The organism is Flavitalea antarctica, assembly GCF_054461535.1.
In genome coordinates this window covers 1-15,659 of record NZ_JBTLQG010000060.1, presented here as the reverse complement: position 1 = coordinate 15,659, position 15,659 = coordinate 1, and the positions used below count along the sequence as shown (strand labels likewise).

The 15,659-nt window shown below is 39.5% G+C and carries 11 protein-coding genes; 4 read left to right on the top strand and 7 right to left on the bottom strand.

The genetic code is table 11. The annotated features are described in order from the left end of the window. The 4 genes from ACX0G7_RS26525 to ACX0G7_RS26510 all read right to left on the bottom strand — a co-directional run. Positions 1-194, bottom strand: a 194-nt coding sequence (locus ACX0G7_RS26525) for a hypothetical protein (protein ID WP_458926572.1), incomplete at its 3' end; no start/stop codon positions are given. Between the two features lie 13 nt (positions 195-207). Next, the gene (locus tag ACX0G7_RS26520; RefSeq protein ID WP_458926571.1) at positions 208-1,683 is read right to left on the bottom strand and encodes an MBOAT family O-acyltransferase; all 1,476 of its coding nucleotides are present in this window, start codon (positions 1,681-1,683) and stop codon (positions 208-210) included. Between the two features lie 143 nt (positions 1,684-1,826). Then, positions 1,827-2,678, bottom strand: a complete 852-nt coding sequence (locus ACX0G7_RS26515; protein WP_458926570.1) for a beta-1,6-N-acetylglucosaminyltransferase — start codon at positions 2,676-2,678, stop codon at positions 1,827-1,829. Positions 2,679-2,682: 4 nt separating this feature from the next. After that, a complete protein-coding gene (locus ACX0G7_RS26510; RefSeq protein ID WP_458926569.1) occupies positions 2,683-4,056 on the bottom strand; it encodes an oligosaccharide flippase family protein in 1,374 nt (457 codons plus the stop codon). 187 nt (positions 4,057-4,243) lie between these two features. On the opposite strand from ACX0G7_RS26510, the gene ACX0G7_RS26505 reads away from it, so the two are divergent. Together ACX0G7_RS26505 and ACX0G7_RS26500 are read left to right on the top strand one after the other, a co-directional pair. Continuing rightward, on the top strand, positions 4,244-5,098 hold the full coding sequence (locus ACX0G7_RS26505; RefSeq protein WP_458926568.1) for a DUF707 domain-containing protein: 855 nt from the start codon (positions 4,244-4,246) through the stop codon (positions 5,096-5,098). Positions 5,099-5,434: 336 nt separating this feature from the next. Then, on the top strand, positions 5,435-9,745 hold the full coding sequence (locus ACX0G7_RS26500; protein WP_458926567.1) for a PKD domain-containing protein: 4,311 nt from the start codon (positions 5,435-5,437) through the stop codon (positions 9,743-9,745). Between the two features lie 334 nt (positions 9,746-10,079). Here ACX0G7_RS26500 and ACX0G7_RS26495 read toward each other — a convergent pair whose 3' ends face one another. The 3 genes from ACX0G7_RS26495 to ACX0G7_RS26485 all read right to left on the bottom strand — a co-directional run bounded on the left by ACX0G7_RS26495 (position 10,080) and on the right by ACX0G7_RS26485 (position 13,213). Then, a complete protein-coding gene (locus ACX0G7_RS26495) occupies positions 10,080-11,321 on the bottom strand; it encodes a glycosyltransferase (protein ID WP_458926566.1) in 1,242 nt (413 codons plus the stop codon). Between the two features lie 76 nt (positions 11,322-11,397). Then, entirely contained in the window at positions 11,398-12,198 is an 801-nt protein-coding gene (locus ACX0G7_RS26490; RefSeq protein ID WP_458926565.1) for a 2OG-Fe(II) oxygenase, read from the bottom strand. Between the two features lie 130 nt (positions 12,199-12,328). Further along, positions 12,329-13,213 (bottom strand): decaprenyl-phosphate phosphoribosyltransferase, encoded by an 885-nt coding sequence (locus ACX0G7_RS26485; protein ID WP_458926564.1) that lies wholly within the window; start codon positions 13,211-13,213, stop codon positions 12,329-12,331. A 306-nt stretch (positions 13,214-13,519) separates the two neighbouring features. Here ACX0G7_RS26485 and ACX0G7_RS26480 point away from each other — a divergent pair, with 306 nt between their 5' ends. Both ACX0G7_RS26480 and ACX0G7_RS26475 read left to right on the top strand, forming a co-directional pair. Next, a complete protein-coding gene (locus ACX0G7_RS26480; protein ID WP_458926563.1) occupies positions 13,520-14,110 on the top strand; it encodes an HAD-IB family hydrolase in 591 nt (196 codons plus the stop codon). 852 nt (positions 14,111-14,962) lie between these two features. Continuing rightward, a partial coding sequence (locus ACX0G7_RS26475; protein WP_458926562.1) for a glycosyltransferase family 2 protein occupies positions 14,963-15,659 on the top strand: 697 nt, incomplete at its 3' end.

Sequence of the window (15,659 nt, the reverse complement as noted above, 5' to 3'; positions counted from 1 at the left end):
GGATAATGATTTATCCAGTTTCTTGTTGACACAAAGTCTTTGTTGAGACTAATGTAATTTGGCTCATTAGAGTCGTAATAAGAATCATAATGACCAATCACCTTAAATGGATCCATCCAGAGATACATGAAAATGGACAATATCAAAGGAATCGAGAAAACAGCCAGGTTGAGAAAGAATGATCTGATTCGCATTAGAACAAATTAGTTAGAATTGAAAATAGATGAATTGACGGTTCTCATACACCCCAAGAAAAACTATTGCAAGAAGTAAACAATAATATATTCCCCATCTGACATAAACAGGCCGGGAATTTACAAGTGTCAAAAGGTTGTATTTACGCTGTAAAAAGTGAACACTCTCTAGAAAAACTAAAACGAGAAAAGATAGCAACAGGTCTATGCTATAAATTGGAACTTTGCCAACCAAGGCAATCACGTTATTAGTGAAAGGGAGCATCACGAGCTCATACAAAGCGGTAGGAATTTTGCCTGCAATATATAAAGCTTCGTGGATGTTATTTGCTCTAAAAAATATCCATGCAAATGTCACCAGACAATAAGTGGTGGCAACCTGTACGGCGCTGTAAAGTCTGGGTAGGTTATCTATTCCTAATGCTGAGTTTATTTTCGAGCGAAATTCGTGTGAGAGAATTGCGAAAACTAAGTAAAAACCGTGAAGGGCGCCCCATACGATGAAGGTCCAATTGGCTCCATGCCACAACCCGCTTACGAGAAAGACAAAGAATAGATTGAAATACCACCTTGGTACAGATACCCTGTTTCCGCCCAGAGATATGTACAAATAATCTCTGAACCAGGTCGAGAGTGATATATGCCAACGTTTCCAAAATTCAGAGATTGTCCTGGCGTGGTAAGGTTTGTCAAAGTTTTTCATCAATTTGAAGCCCATCACCTTTGCGGACCCTAAAGCTATGTCCGAATATCCCGAGAAATCACAGAAAATCTGGAACGAGAAAAATATGGCTGCCAGTAAGAGAATTAATGGAGAAAATGAATATGGATCATTAAATACAGGATCAGTTAGTTGCACCAACCTGTCAGCAATAACAACCTTTTTAAACATTCCCCACATCATTAATTTGAGGCCATCTGTGACATTTCGGTATTTAAAGAATTTCTTTTCATGAAACTGGTGTAGCACATTTTGGGGTCTTTCGATTGGTCCTGCAACCAGTTGTGGATAGAACATTACATATAAAGCGTAAATACCGAAGTGCTTTTCAGCTTTTTGATTTCCCCTGAAAACTTCAATGGTGTAACTCATTGCCTGGAAAGTATGAAAGGAGAGCCCGATTGGTAAAATAATATTGAGCAAGGGAAGATTATACGTAGCGATCCCTGAAGAATGAAGGAGGTGGTTTATATTATCTATAAAGAAATTATAGTACTTGAATATTGCCAGCACTCCTACGTTTGCAAATATGCTGACAATTAAGTATCGTTTTCTTTTACTCCCCTCGGCATTTTCAATCATTATTCCTGCAACATAATCAATGATAATTGTGACGAATAGGATAATAAGATAAGCAGGTATAAACGCGGCATAAAAGACACAGCTTGCGACCAGTAAATGCAGCCATCTCCATTTATGTGGTAAAAGAAAGTAAAGAATAGTGACTACTGGAAAAAATATTAAAAATTGAAGGGAGTTGAACAGCATAGAGATAGGGTTTGAGACCGGAGAAAATCGATCGTTTCTCAAGTTTCTGTTTTCCGCCATCGACGGGAAACAAAGACTAAGCTAATAAAAGTAAAAAAAAATTAATATAGTTCAAAAGAGTATGATCGAAGATCAATTAATTTTTACTCTAAAACGGAGCGTCGGATCCAACTATGAAGGATGCCCAGAACCTGTGCATCTTTACTCATATCAAATTTCCTTGCGAACAGTTTGTCAGTGGTTTTTAATCGTTCCAGGTCTTGCACTGTTAGAATCTTCGGATGGCCCGGGCTTTCAGGTTGGGTCCAGTCTACGTAAGTTAGGCTGTCTTTAATATCGCTTTTAAATTTGGAATTATACAGGGTAGTAGCAAAAATGAATTCATCGGCTCCCCAACAATATTTATAGTAGCGGGGAATAGTTGGATGTTGCCTAAAAAATTCCAACAAATAGGTTATCGCAGCCGCAGATAAAGTAAACCAGTTCGATCTTCCAACGATTTTGTGATCTAAGGGGTATTTTCTGGGAGGCAATATTAGGTTAAGTAATTTTTCAATTCTATGCTTGCCGGGAATCTGCCAGTTAATAAGATGGTATTTTTTGACCCTCGGCGCAGCATCTTTCCATTCATCGTCTACTGACTCACAAGTTATGAACTCCGATCCCTTGTTGCGGTCAAAAAAATCATAGATGTATTGAGGCGACTTTATTGGGAAATCCTGTGATGAAATAACATTTACAAAGTCGTACTTTCCTAAAGGGATTTCTTCAAAACCGTTAATGGTGGCTTGTATTGTACCATACCCAGCCCAATAGACTTTTGTACGGTTGCGGATTAGAAATACATTTTTTTTTTCACTCAGGTATTGAAAAGGTTCGATTGCGGTTTTCTTATCGACATGTATGTAAAAGTGAAATCGCTCATGGTCTAAAGCTTCGATGAGCATTTCTAACTGCCTGGGGTTTTTATGCGTTAAAATCAAATGGGCGATCATAAACTTAAGTACCGGAGGAGGCGACGAAATTTAATTTTTTATTAATAATTTTCCAACTACGGGTTAACACTAGCCCATAGAATTGCCTGATCTGCAGAATAACACTGCCAAGGGAGAGCGATATCTGTTTTCGCATAATCACATACCACGCGATAGCCCCTAAAATTGATGTGATTAAAGTACCTAATGCTGCTCCATAGAGCCCAAATTGAACCAGGCAGATATAATTTACTAATAAGTTCACAGCAAGGGAAATTCCGTTAACAACGAAACATAGCTTCTGTTTTCCAATCGAATTGAGGACGTTCGCAGCTTGATTTTGCATTGGTCGTAATATTCCAGTAGCCATGTATAGCTGAAGAATGATTGCAGCCGGGACATAAGTAGCTCCCGCTATCATACTGATTACCAAATTGGGAAAAGCTATAACAAAGATAGATGCAGGAAGAGTGAAAGACAATAGTATTGCAACCATCTTTTCATACAGATATTTGACCTTCTCCATCCCTACCTGGGCAGATGCCTGAGATACTTTTGGAAAAATTATTTCTGAAGCCGCATAAGAAGGTATATCTACAAATCCATTGATCCTGCTTGCGGTATTGTAATAGGCAACGAAGGCTGGATTCGTCAGGAACGTTGCTGTCATTACCTGATCTACATTAGCAAATATATTCGATAGCATGCCCGACCCGAAAATATAACCACCATATCCGAAGATCTTTTTTATAGCGGGAATGGAAGGATCAAATTTATGGGACATATGTTTACGCGTAAGCAAATAAATCACTGTCGTACCCCCAACGATTCCAGCAGACTGAAACAAGGCGAGTTGAACAAGAGAAAAACGATTATCAAGTATAAAATGAATGAAAATAATTCCGAAAAAAATTAATTGTCTTATGAAATGACCTGCAAATACACCTTTAAAATCGAAGTGAGATTGCTGAATCGCCTCAAAGTGGGAGAAAAATACCATGGCGATAAGACCAGGGATAAAGTAGATGAGCATCATACTTAGCTCGGGTCCACCATGTAACCAGACCGAAAGCGGCTTTGAAAACAACAAAAGAAAGAGAATAAATAAAATGCTAATGGAAATATTTATAATAAATGAAGAAGATGCGATATTTGTTTTTTCGATAGGTTCATTGCTTGCACTGACAAATCTGATATGTGCACCTTTTAACAGGCCGCTTTTCGAAACCTCAAAAATAGTTGTGACTATAAGAAACAACGCCCAGGTACCCATCTGTTCTTTTGTAAGAAACCTGACCAAAATCAAGAAATTAACCAACCCAAACAACGATAAAGAAAATCGCTGCAGAAAGGTATAAATAGCAGAGCGAATCCAGTAAGAAGAAAGGTATTTTCTCAAAAAATTCGTTTTTGGGGTTGGGGTTTTAGGCTAGCCAAACATACTTCAAAAAGTCGGTTCGTCTAAATCGGAGGACCTTTAATTGTGTTCTGCTACCTATTTCCTTAAAAACAGGGAAGTATTAAAGTTTTCTGGTATTTTGTTTATTCACAAAATTTTCTGCAGCACCAAATCGTTTATACTAAAGATGATATCAAAAAACATCGTTATCGCGCCTTGCGGCAATAAATCCCGTCTATTTAAGGATAGCTGGCTAAAAGCATCAGAAAATAGAGATTTTGATCTTTGTTTATTGTTTTATCACGAGGAGATAAACGATCCATCCTTATACGAAGATGCGGATTACTTTTTTCATCTTAAGGGATTCAAGTACCACATGTTACATGAACTCTTTACAAGTCTCCACCCGGAGTGGCTGGATAAATACGAATATTTTTATTTCCTCGACGATGATATTGAGATTAGCACGGATGAAATCAACAAAATGTTTTATCTAAGCAGGGCCTTTCAATCTGCAATCTCTCAGGCGGCTTTGTCTCCTGATTCTTTCTGCAGCTGGCCAATGTTTAAGCAACAGAAGAATAGTTTCTGCCGGTTTGTAGGCCAGATAGAAGTAATGGCGCCATTGTTTGAAAGCCAAACCTTAAGGATATGCTTACCTTCATTCGTCGGCAATAGGTCGAGCTGGGGTGTGGATTCCGTATGGTCAAAGATCTTGGAATATCCGGAAAACAGACTGATTGTTTTTGACTCTGTATTAATGCGGCATACCCTCCCGGTTGGAGGAGGCGAATTATATAAAAAAATTGGCGTGAATCCCGAGGATGAATGGAAAGCTATAACTAATTCATTCAAGGCCAGGAAACACAACTATCGGGAATATGGCCGTTTACAAATTGTTAATAGAAAAACTAACTGGCCGATTTACGCTTATCATCGCAGCCAGGAAAGTCTTGCCAGAATGCTTCAGATATGGAATGACTACGATCTTCCCTCAAGAATCAAAAGTCGGAGCAACAACATTATCTGGAAAAAAAAGTGAATAATTCGGGGAAGAATTCCATACCGGCGATATTATATCTTCACGGAATTTCGCTTACTCACGGGTGATGTCGGAGCTTTAGCTCTGTAAATCAATGGCTTCACGGGATACAAGCCTTTGGTGAAATCGAATCAGGGTACATTTTTAATGGTTATTTAATGTTTCTGGTACAGAATTTGTTATCACAGGTTGGCCGTGGAGAGAAAATTTTCACCTTAAAATAACAATTTCGATTGGCTAAAACCCTTAAACCGAAACTTCAATACCTATTTGATGTTGACACTCACCTTTAGGCCAATTCTTAAAGCCCCTTTCATTAACATAATGCATTATCCTATGAAACCCCTAAAAGCTATCTTACTTTCCGTAAGCTTGTTGCTAATGTCTAATGTAGTGTTTTCGCAAGTCGCTACTGGAACTGTCATCGGAAACCAAACAGTTATTAATGTCCCTATTACAGCTTCTGGCACTCAAGCCCAGGCTTTAATATATCTACCGGACGACTATGCTGCAAATCCGACAAAAAAATATCCACTCCTGATTTTTCTGCATGGAGCCGGTGAAGGAAGTTCACAAAATATCAATCAGGTACTAAACACGGGACTTCCTCAACTAATTGCGCAGGGTTTAAAGCCCTACGGGATCGATCCGGTAACTGGTGAAACCGTAAAATATATTATAGTATCACCACATGCTGCAAACTCATCCTGGTCATTCCAATTTACCCATATAAAAAACATTCTTCCGAATATTACCTCAAACTATAGGGTAGATGTGGGCAGAGTAATTATTTCCGGATTGTCTGCAGGAGGCTATGGTACCTGGACATGCATATCCGATGGAGGTGTAGATTGGTTAAAAAATAATATTACTGCCATTGTGCCTTTATCGACAGCAGAAGTAGATCCGGCTCGTGAGGCTAAACTGAGTAACGCAGCGCTGGCTGAGGTCGCTGTTTGGGCAGCTTGTGGCACCGAAGACTCGCATTGGCCTGGAGCGGTTCGGTACCAGTCGCTAGTACAGGCTGGCAATCCTACCCGACCTGTTGTTTTGATACCTATGCAAGGTGCGGATCACAACTCTTCTGCATGGAATCCACCATATACCCTGGCGTTTACTGGTTTCAACGGAAAAAATCTCTGGTCAAGAATGCTGGATTATAAACGGCTGTCTGGTAGTACGGGAGGATCAGGTGGATCTGTAAATGCTGGTACTGATCAAACAATAACTTTACCAGCGTCGTCAATCAATTTAGCCGCCAGCGCAGTAGCGCCTACGGGGTTAAGCATTTCAACTTTTTTATGGACGAAGGTTTCAGGACCCGGGTCTCCCATATTTAGAAATCCAAATGCTGCAAGTACAGCAGTAGATGGACTTACTCAGGGTACATATATTTTTCGCGTGGCCGCGACAAGTAATCAAGGTACAACGTTTACAGACGATGTGCAGATCATTGTGAATGTGCCGCCAGTTGCCAATGCCGGAGCAGATCAAAGTATTACTCTGCCTATTAACGTTGCGACGCTGGATGGCACTCAATCCGCTGATCCCGATGGTAGTATTAGTGCATACAATTGGTCTCAGATACAAGGACCTTCTGTTTCAACTTTATCGACCCCATTAACAGCTAAAACAGGCTTGACTTTATTACAGGCGGGTGTCTATAAATTCAAATTATTAGTAACTGATAACAGAGGTGCAGCCAAAGCTGACACAGTGCAAGTAACTGTCAATGCCACTTCTCCTCAAATACCTGGAAATCAAAAACCAGTAGTTAATGCTGGTGCAAATCAAACCATAACTCTTCCAACAAATAGGATAACTGTTATCGGTAGTGCTCAAGATACGGATGGAAGTATTGTTTCTGTTTCATGGTCAAAAATTTCCGGTCCATCACAATTCAATATTGCGTCCCCCAACCAAATACAGACTGTCATCGAGAATCTTCAACAAGGAGTTTACAGGTTCCAGCTGGAGGCTACTGATAATAGTGCAAATACAAATAGTGCCACGGTCGATATCACAGTTAACGCCGCATCATCCGTTCCATCGGGATCACAGTGCGGAGGAAAGAGGATATATATTGTTCCTGGTAGTGATAGAGGCAAATATATTTCCGGGAGTAATTTTTCCTACCAACCCGGAGATACCTTTGTATTGAAGGCAGCCAATAGTCCCTGGAGTTACTTTTCTATGGACGGGATCCACGGAACTGCATCCTGCCCTGTCGTGATAGTGAATGAAGGCGGACAAGTGATTATGACAAATGGGTTTGGAATTACTAATACAACCAATTTAAAAATTGCTGGAACAGGCAGTGGTGATCAATACGGGTTTCAGATAAAAGACAATAAAGTGGATGCCCAGGGTCCTGCAGTAAGCATATCTGGAAAATCGAGTAACATAGAAGTGACAAACCTTTACATAAATCACAAAGAGTACGGGTTCTGGATCAAGAACGAAGCAGATTGCGATGTTTCACTAAACTTTCCAAATTGGACACTCGATAACATCTCCGTACATGATTGTCTCATACGTGAAATGGACAGTCAGGGATTTTATATGGGAAGTACGGACCCAAATAACTTAGACCGTCCAATTGTTTGCAATGGAGTCACAAAGTATTATGCTCCTTCACGTTTGAGCAACATAAGGATCTATAACAATATTATTGACGGTACCGGGCGACCAGGTATCCAATTGTCTGGTGCAATGTCAGGTAATAATGAAATATACAATAACACTGTTCGGAATACCGGATTACAATTTGACGATGCTCAGGGAACGGGGATTTCCCTTGGTGGTTATACCCGTGCATACGTACATCATAATAATATTAAAAACACCTATACCTGGGGTATAGCTTCTTTGGGCGGTTCAGGACTTGTTCGAATCGAAGACAATACAGTTGACAGTAGTGGTTGGGTAAACAACAGAAGTTTAACCTGGCCAACCAACATAGCTGTTGACACCCGGACGACATCCCCAGTGGACAGTACAACATTTTGGATCAAAAATAATGTGCTTGGGGCACACCGGCATCCCTCTCTGAATATGACTGTAGCAGATCTACGTCGCAGTATGGCCAGGTCAAATATTATTTGCAACAATACCCAGAAGTCAAACGGACAACCTGTGATAATTAGCGTTGAGGCTGGGATAGTATATTCAAATTGCACAACGACACCTCCTGTGGTTAATCAAACACCGGTGGCGATAGCAGGAAGCAATCAAACTGTTACTCTGCCGACAAATAGTATCACTGTAAAGGGTAGCGGTACTGATGCAGATGGAAGCATAACTTCTTACGAATGGACAAAAATCGCCGGACCGACCCAGTTCAGCATTGTATCACCATCCCAGGCGCAGAGTGTTATAAACAACTTGGTCCAGGGAATCTACCAGTTCCAGCTTAAGGTTACTGATAACCACGGGGCCAGCGCGAGTAATGTCGTTCAGGTGGAGGTTAAACAAGCCCCTGTCGTGGGTAATCAAGGCCCTATTGCCAATGCCGGACAGGATATCGTGATAACTTTACCCACGAATTCGGCTAGAACCGATGGAAGTAAGAGTGTTGATCCTGACGGTTCGATTGTAACTTATGAATGGAGTAAAATAGATGGACCTTCCAGTTTTGACTGGGCTTCAAATAACTTGATATCTGGTGAAATTGTTAATCTTGTTGAAGGAACCTATACTTTACAATTAAAGGTAACAGATAACAAAGGTGCATCGTCAACTGATCAGGTACAGATCAAGGTTAATCCCGCACCCCTGGGTAATAATCGGGCACCAGTTGCAAAAGCAGGCATGGATCAGAAACTGCAACTTCCAAATAATAGTGTAAGAGTTGACGGAGGTGGGTCATATGATACAGATGGACTCTTTATACGACACAGATGGTCAAAGCTTTCCGGACCATCCCAGTACAATATCACTGACGCCAATGCAGTTGCAACCAATATAACAGGACTTGTTGAAGGAGTTTATGTGTTCAGGCTTGTGATAACCGATGATAAAGGCGCTACCGGTACTGATGATGTAGAAATCACTATTGATAAGGCGATAATCCAGGCGCCACCAACAACATCTCAGCCTCCGGTCTCTGAAAAGCTCACCGTGAACGCTGGAAGTGATATTCGGGTAATACTCCCGAGGTATCGTGCAATACTTCAAGGTTCTGCCACTAACGGTACGGATATTTCATATCGTTGGACAAAGTTTTCCGGTCCTGATAACTATAACATTTATTCAGCTTATTCAAGCGTAACAGAACTTCAGGATCTGCGAGTAGGAGTTTACACTTTCAGGCTCACAGCAACAGATGGCAAGGGTAATGTTGCATATGATGATGTAGTTGTAACGGTTTCAAATTCGGTGGCAAGAATAGATGCGCCAACTGCGTTGTCTGCCACTGTCTGGCCAAATCCATCAAAGGGTGTCTTCAACCTGAATCTGAAAAGCAACTCTGAAGCAACACCAGTCACAATCAATATTTATAATCAGTTAGGACTGTTGATAAGAACTATCACAGAAGTACAACCGAATACTACTATCACAGTCGGACAGGACTTGATGAAAGGACAATATTACCTTCAAATCAAACAAGGATTACAAAGCAGTATAATCAAACTGATAAAGCAATAAACGGGGCTTTTTTAGTTCATCAAATAAAGAGGGCTGGAATCGTAACACGATCCAGCCCTCTTTATTTCCGGGATCAGGAAGATAGATTTACGCTTTGGTAATCTCTACCTCTTTCGAACTATATTTGAAATACTTGTGATAATTATCCCAGGTAAAATATCCACACTCACGTTAAGCAACTGGGGAACTTCGAAACTAATATTGTGTGTCGTTGGTTAACCTTTGTAAGAAAGTCAAAAAGGCTGTCTGTGTCTTTTTTTAACTTCCCAAACACGATTTTTTGCAGAAAATTTTCACTAACTCATCATAAGGAGTAGGTATTACCGTAGCTTGTTTATCGCCCGGTCAACAAAAATGCCTGATATATAAGCTTGGCACTATTCTCCCAGGTGTGGCTACATGCGAAACTAACGAGCCGTTGTTTATTCGCGAAATCAGATTCTTCAAGTGCTTTTTGTATCAATCCTGGGTAATCAGCTGGTTCTTGAGCCAGGTAGGTATAGTCACTGAAAAGTTCCATCGCCTTTGTTTTTGTTGCGACCACTTGTTTGCCCATTGCCAGGTATTCGTCTATTTTCAATGGATAATTACCATGGGTGATAACGTTTACTGATTGTGGATTGATACAAACATCAAATGCCTGCACATAACGTGGAAGCTCGTTCAAATCTCTTCTTCCCAAAAAATGCACATTACTCAACCTGTGTAAATCGCTTGCGGTGAAGTTTGCGTCTTCGGGTCCAACCAATACAACATTCCATTCAGGCCTGTTTGTGGCAATCAGTCTAATAACGTCAATGCTTAATCTTGCTGAGTCTAAAGCACCGACGTATCCAATTATTGGTTTTTTAATATGGGTTAGTTCGGGCGGCATTTCTCTGGATCTTTCTTTAAAGATTTCGAGATTACAACCCTGACCAACATAGTATGAATGAGGATTGTAGGCCTTAGCATAATCTGCATAGTATTGGGAATTGGCTACGACGACGTCGGCCTTGCGAATCAACTCTGGCTCTAGTATTTTTGAAAATTTTTTCCAGAACGAGTATCCCTGCAAGAAATCACGCATATAATACGCATATAACGTTGGCTTGATGAGTTCTTGCAGGTGGAAACCATTATAGATATCGTTGTCGTTAAATAAGATAATATCTGTAAAGCCGAGTATTTCAACAGCACGTTTTATATTTTTCGCAAATCGTACATTATTTACGAAGTTTAGCTGCTTGAAAATAAATGCTGCAGGCAACCAGTTTATAGACTCGATTAGCGTTGTAGGATATAGTTCCCACAGATTTTCGCTGATTGGCCTGACAGGTTGAGCCTTCTGCCTTATAATTGTGCAATGCTTTGAAAGGCCTGCATTCTTAAGTTTAGAAAAATAAGTTTTGCGGGTTACAGGAGCATTGACATATAGAACCCGGTTGTTTTTGGCAAAATGGACAGCCAAATTCTTACAATTGCTACCAATCTCATAGTACCACGGCTGCAGACTTACAATCACAATACATCTACCCTTTAACTCACTGTCACCAAGATGAATCCCTTTTATGGATTCATTATACATGACTTCCATAGTCTATTGTTTCAAATGAGTTCACTTGGTTAGTAATTTAGTCTGGCAGGTGCCATAAAATAGAACATTCTTTATTTTATTTTCCAAATGCTTTCAAAATTATTGGCGGAGTTAATAGCTTGATAGCCTCCTTGACTGTCAGCACAGGCTTTTTATCTTCTGGTCTAGCTTTGAACAAGGTATTGTGATTTTGGGAGCTTGTAGTGGTCTCATCTTCGGGTCTCCCATTTGTGTAGTAATACAATGCTAAGGATTTGCGGGTTCTGTCTTGAGGACACCTTAAAGGATTGGGATGACCATGATAGGAGTTACTAGTCGTGGAAAACATAGCCATTCTATTAAACAGTGGTAATATCTTCTTTCGCGATTCTTTCATATCCTTATCCCATAGCTCAAAATGGCCACCATATTCCTCTTTCCAGTCTTGATTCAAATAGACAAGAACATTTAATCTTCTATCAAGCTTCGTTTTTGGATGTTTGTTAAAATCGGCGTGGATTTTCAATAACCCCCCAGGCTGAATTTCGTGGCAGCCACCGCCGTCAAAATGCGGATCTGGGATTAGGTCTTCAATTCCGGTTAAGATGGTAAGAAATTCCAGAAATGGTTGGGAGTTAAGGTAATGCATTAATTCTTTCGTAGTTTCCCCAAACCTATATTCACCTTTGGAAGCAAGTTTGATTTCGTTAGGATCATTAAACTTAAGGTCGGGTTTTTTAGTTAGGTCGGGGAACTCCTCCAAAACCTGTTTTAGCTTCTCAGGGATAAAAAAATTATCAAAATAAATATTGGGAAATGGTTCAGCGTTGAGGTATTCAGATCTGTACTGCTTAGCGAATTCCTTTAATTCATCCACGGATTTGTTGATAAATTTCATATAAGGGGTTTAGTGTAGGCAAAATAAAAATTTAATCCAAGATTTTCTAATGATTTGTGAATAATCTTTTGTATCGACCGTTTGCCCGAAATCGCATAACGGGAATGGTGCACTCGATATATTCTTTAAGTTAGCGAAATATTGATATATTCTTAAAGTACAAAATAGAAACAAAACTGATGATCCACAGTAACAGAGTGATTTGAATGAAGCGGTCTTTATACAGAATAGCAGTTGGAGAGCCCGAATCCTTGGAAATATAGATTATTTGAAGATAACGGAAAATGCCAGCCATCACAAACAAACAAGTGTAGTATAATCGATACGTGCCCAGGCGGAGCATAACCTCTTCTGACATTGTGTACATAAAATATGCGACAATTATCACGGCACAAACTAAGGTGAGCAAAACATTTAGAAATTCCATCGTATATCCTTTAATGGCTTTTCGCATATCCGTTCCCGACTCTATCTTTAGTAATACATCATCCCTGCGTTTGCCAACGGCCATGAAAAGTGCGAGAAGGAAAACCATTATGATGATCCATTCCGATAAAGGCACAAAAGAGATCACAGATCCAGCTTTGATACGTAACACAAATCCAATGGCTAACAAAAAGATGTCAAGAATAGAAAACGATTTTAGACCAAAAGAGTATCCAACATTCAGTAAGAAATAAATCGCAAGCACAAACAGAAATTTGTCCCGAATTGCCCATGCTACAGCAAATCCAGCAGCAGTTAAGACAGTAGCAAGGATCAACGCCCCAATTTTGGTCACGGCCCCTGCTGCAACAGGCCGATACTTTTTAATGGGGTGTTTGCGGTCTTCCTCCGCGTCTCGGCAATCATTGAGAATATAAATAGAGCTCGCTATACAGCAAAATGCAAGAAAGCCAAAAGAAATTTCCGTAATCTTTTGAAGATTAAAAATTTCGCCTGCAAAGAAAAGGGGAATAAACAAAAATAGATTTTTAGCCCAGTCTTTGGGCCGTAATAGCTTGATATAGGTCACTTTGTATCTAATTGATTGACAAAATACAAACTATTGTGGAGATTTAATAGTGCACCCCATTGTTCTCAATCAACTAATAATTATAAATTTCGACAATATACTATCCTCAATCTCAGTTATTGCTATATTTTCTGTGAATAATGTCCATTATGAAAATGGCCTTCAAAAAACTGCTTAACAAAATATAAATTCATGTTTTGCATTATAGCTCTCTTCAAATATCCGTTAATTGCTGTTTATAATTAATAAATCTTTCAAGTATCTAGACTTTTAAAATAATCCGCCAGATCTTAATTGGTAATCATAATGAGGTATATAGCATTTTTTGATTTCGATGGTACAATTACGAAAAGAGATACGCTATTGGAATTTATCAAATTTAGCAAGGGTAACCTTCCTTTTTATATTGGCTTTTTATTACATGCCCCTGTGTTGATTGCTTACAAAATTGGACTTCTTTCAAATAAAAAAGCGAAGGAAAAAATTCTAGGATTTTTTTTTAGTCATACTGACATCGGTAAGTTTCATCAAGATTGTAAGCAGTTTTCTTTGGAAGTCCTACCAAAGTTAGTCAGGCCAAAGGCGTTGGAAGAAATACAAAAACTTAATGATAGTGGAGCTACTGTGGTGATTGTAACTGCTTCAGCCGAAAATTGGGTAAAGCCGTGGGCAGACACAATGCAATTAGATTTGATCGGAACAAAACTTGAAGAGAAATCGCATAAACTTACAGGTAAGATTCAAGATATTAACTGTCATGGAGAAGAAAAGGTCCGTAGAATCATGGAAAGATATTCCTTAAAAGACTATGACAAAATTTATGCTTATGGAGATACTAGAGGTGACAAGCCTATGTTAAAATTAGCCCACGAGGCGTTCTATAAGCCTTTCAGATAAATTTTAAATTCGAGTTTGCAGAAAGTGACATATGACTTGTCAGCGAAAAGTTTGCCTAGGAAAGCTCAGCTTCTGAATGACAGGATTAAACATTGTGGATTTTTGACGGAACAATCCGAAATAATATTTCGATGTGTCTCTCCTTAAATATCTAGAATATCTGTCTGCTGAGTTTGTTATTTGTTGTACCTCAAGAGATACGGTTCCTAAGTCCACTTAACAACAACTGTCTTTTAGCGAATCCATGCTTCATCCTGAAAAAGAAATGAGTAAGTCGGGAGCAAGAATGTTCGGCCCGAAAAGTCAAAGGCTCCCATCGATCCGCATTGAGATTCAACTTCCGATTTCAAAATTTCAGGTAAATAATGGAACTTAACTTTAAAGCCTTATGTGGTATTGATACTCAAGATGAACAAATCGTACATTTTTGAGAACGATTAAGCAATGCAATCACTTGTCAAGTCAATATCGATTATTCAATCCAAACAATTCAGAAGGTTATCCCGACCTGTAAATAAAGTATTCTGGCGTTAGGACTTCATCTTTTTCAAAGCATTGTATATTTCAACTCCACAAAATTCGAGACATGTACATCAACTCAATATTCAATATCCGGAGACTATTTGCAGACGGACTGATCCCATTGAGCTGGTCAGGATTTATCTTACCAACTTAAAACTTTTGTAATGACAATTCCAGATTCTTTGAGTTTGTTGTTGGGCAGTATGTTCAAAACTATCACAGAAGCCAGACGCCATTTACATAAGGAAATCGCACGAAATCTGCACATGATTAAGTATCTTTATATACGAGTTTATAGCATTATACACTTAAAACAAACCTTTATTCTTAATGGTTAATTCCCCATTGGTTTCTGTTATTCTGCCAGTGTACAATCAGGAAAAATATTTAACAGAAACCATCGAAAGCGTGTTAGCGCAATCTTTTCAGGATTTTGAGCTCATTATATTGGATGACGGTTCAAAAGACAAGTCTGCAGAAATCATCCGGAGATATGAACAAACTGATAGCAGGATACACGCTGTATACCAGGTAAATTCCGGACGAGGAGCCACGAGCAATAACGGTGTGCAGAAAGCAACCGGCAAATATTGCGCGTTCCTTGACGCAGACGACCTCATGATTCCTTCAAGGCTTGAAACCCAGCTAAAATTTCACCAGGAAAATACAAACGTGCAGGCCACCAGCTGCCACAGTTACTATGTGAATGACAAAGGTAAAATGCTTGGTATGCAAAGACATCCGGGCCTTGAAACTGTTGAGGATTGCATTAAGGTCCGTGAAAAAGGAGAGATAGTCAGTGTTGCGATCACCGGCTTAATGATTGAAAGGGAAGTTTATTTGAAGAGCGGGGGACTGGATCCAAAGTTCTGGCCGTGTGATGATTTGGAATTTTTCAACAGGTTAATTCAGCAGAACTATATAGTTGTCATCATTCAGACGCCTTTGATGAAATATCGCCTTCATCCATCGGCAATAACTACCCGGAATCCTATACATGTTTATGATGTAACCGGTTGGGTTATTC

What these genes read in the sequence shown, in the direction of transcription:
- ACX0G7_RS26520 (WP_458926571.1), bottom strand. Translation starts at nt 1,683, where the DNA reads ATGCTGTTCAACTCCCTTCAATTTTTAATATTTTTTCCAGTAGTCACT.
- ACX0G7_RS26515 (WP_458926570.1), bottom strand. Translation starts at nt 2,678, where the DNA reads ATGATCGCCCATTTGATTTTAACGCATAAAAACCCCAGGCAGTTAGAA.
- ACX0G7_RS26505 (WP_458926568.1), top strand. Translation starts at nt 4,244, where the DNA reads ATGATATCAAAAAACATCGTTATCGCGCCTTGCGGCAATAAATCCCGT.
- ACX0G7_RS26500 (WP_458926567.1), top strand. Translation starts at nt 5,435, where the DNA reads ATGAAACCCCTAAAAGCTATCTTACTTTCCGTAAGCTTGTTGCTAATG.
- ACX0G7_RS26495 (WP_458926566.1), bottom strand. Translation starts at nt 11,321, where the DNA reads ATGGAAGTCATGTATAATGAATCCATAAAAGGGATTCATCTTGGTGAC.
- ACX0G7_RS26490 (WP_458926565.1), bottom strand. Translation starts at nt 12,198, where the DNA reads ATGAAATTTATCAACAAATCCGTGGATGAATTAAAGGAATTCGCTAAG.
- ACX0G7_RS26480 (WP_458926563.1), top strand. Translation starts at nt 13,520, where the DNA reads ATGAGGTATATAGCATTTTTTGATTTCGATGGTACAATTACGAAAAGA.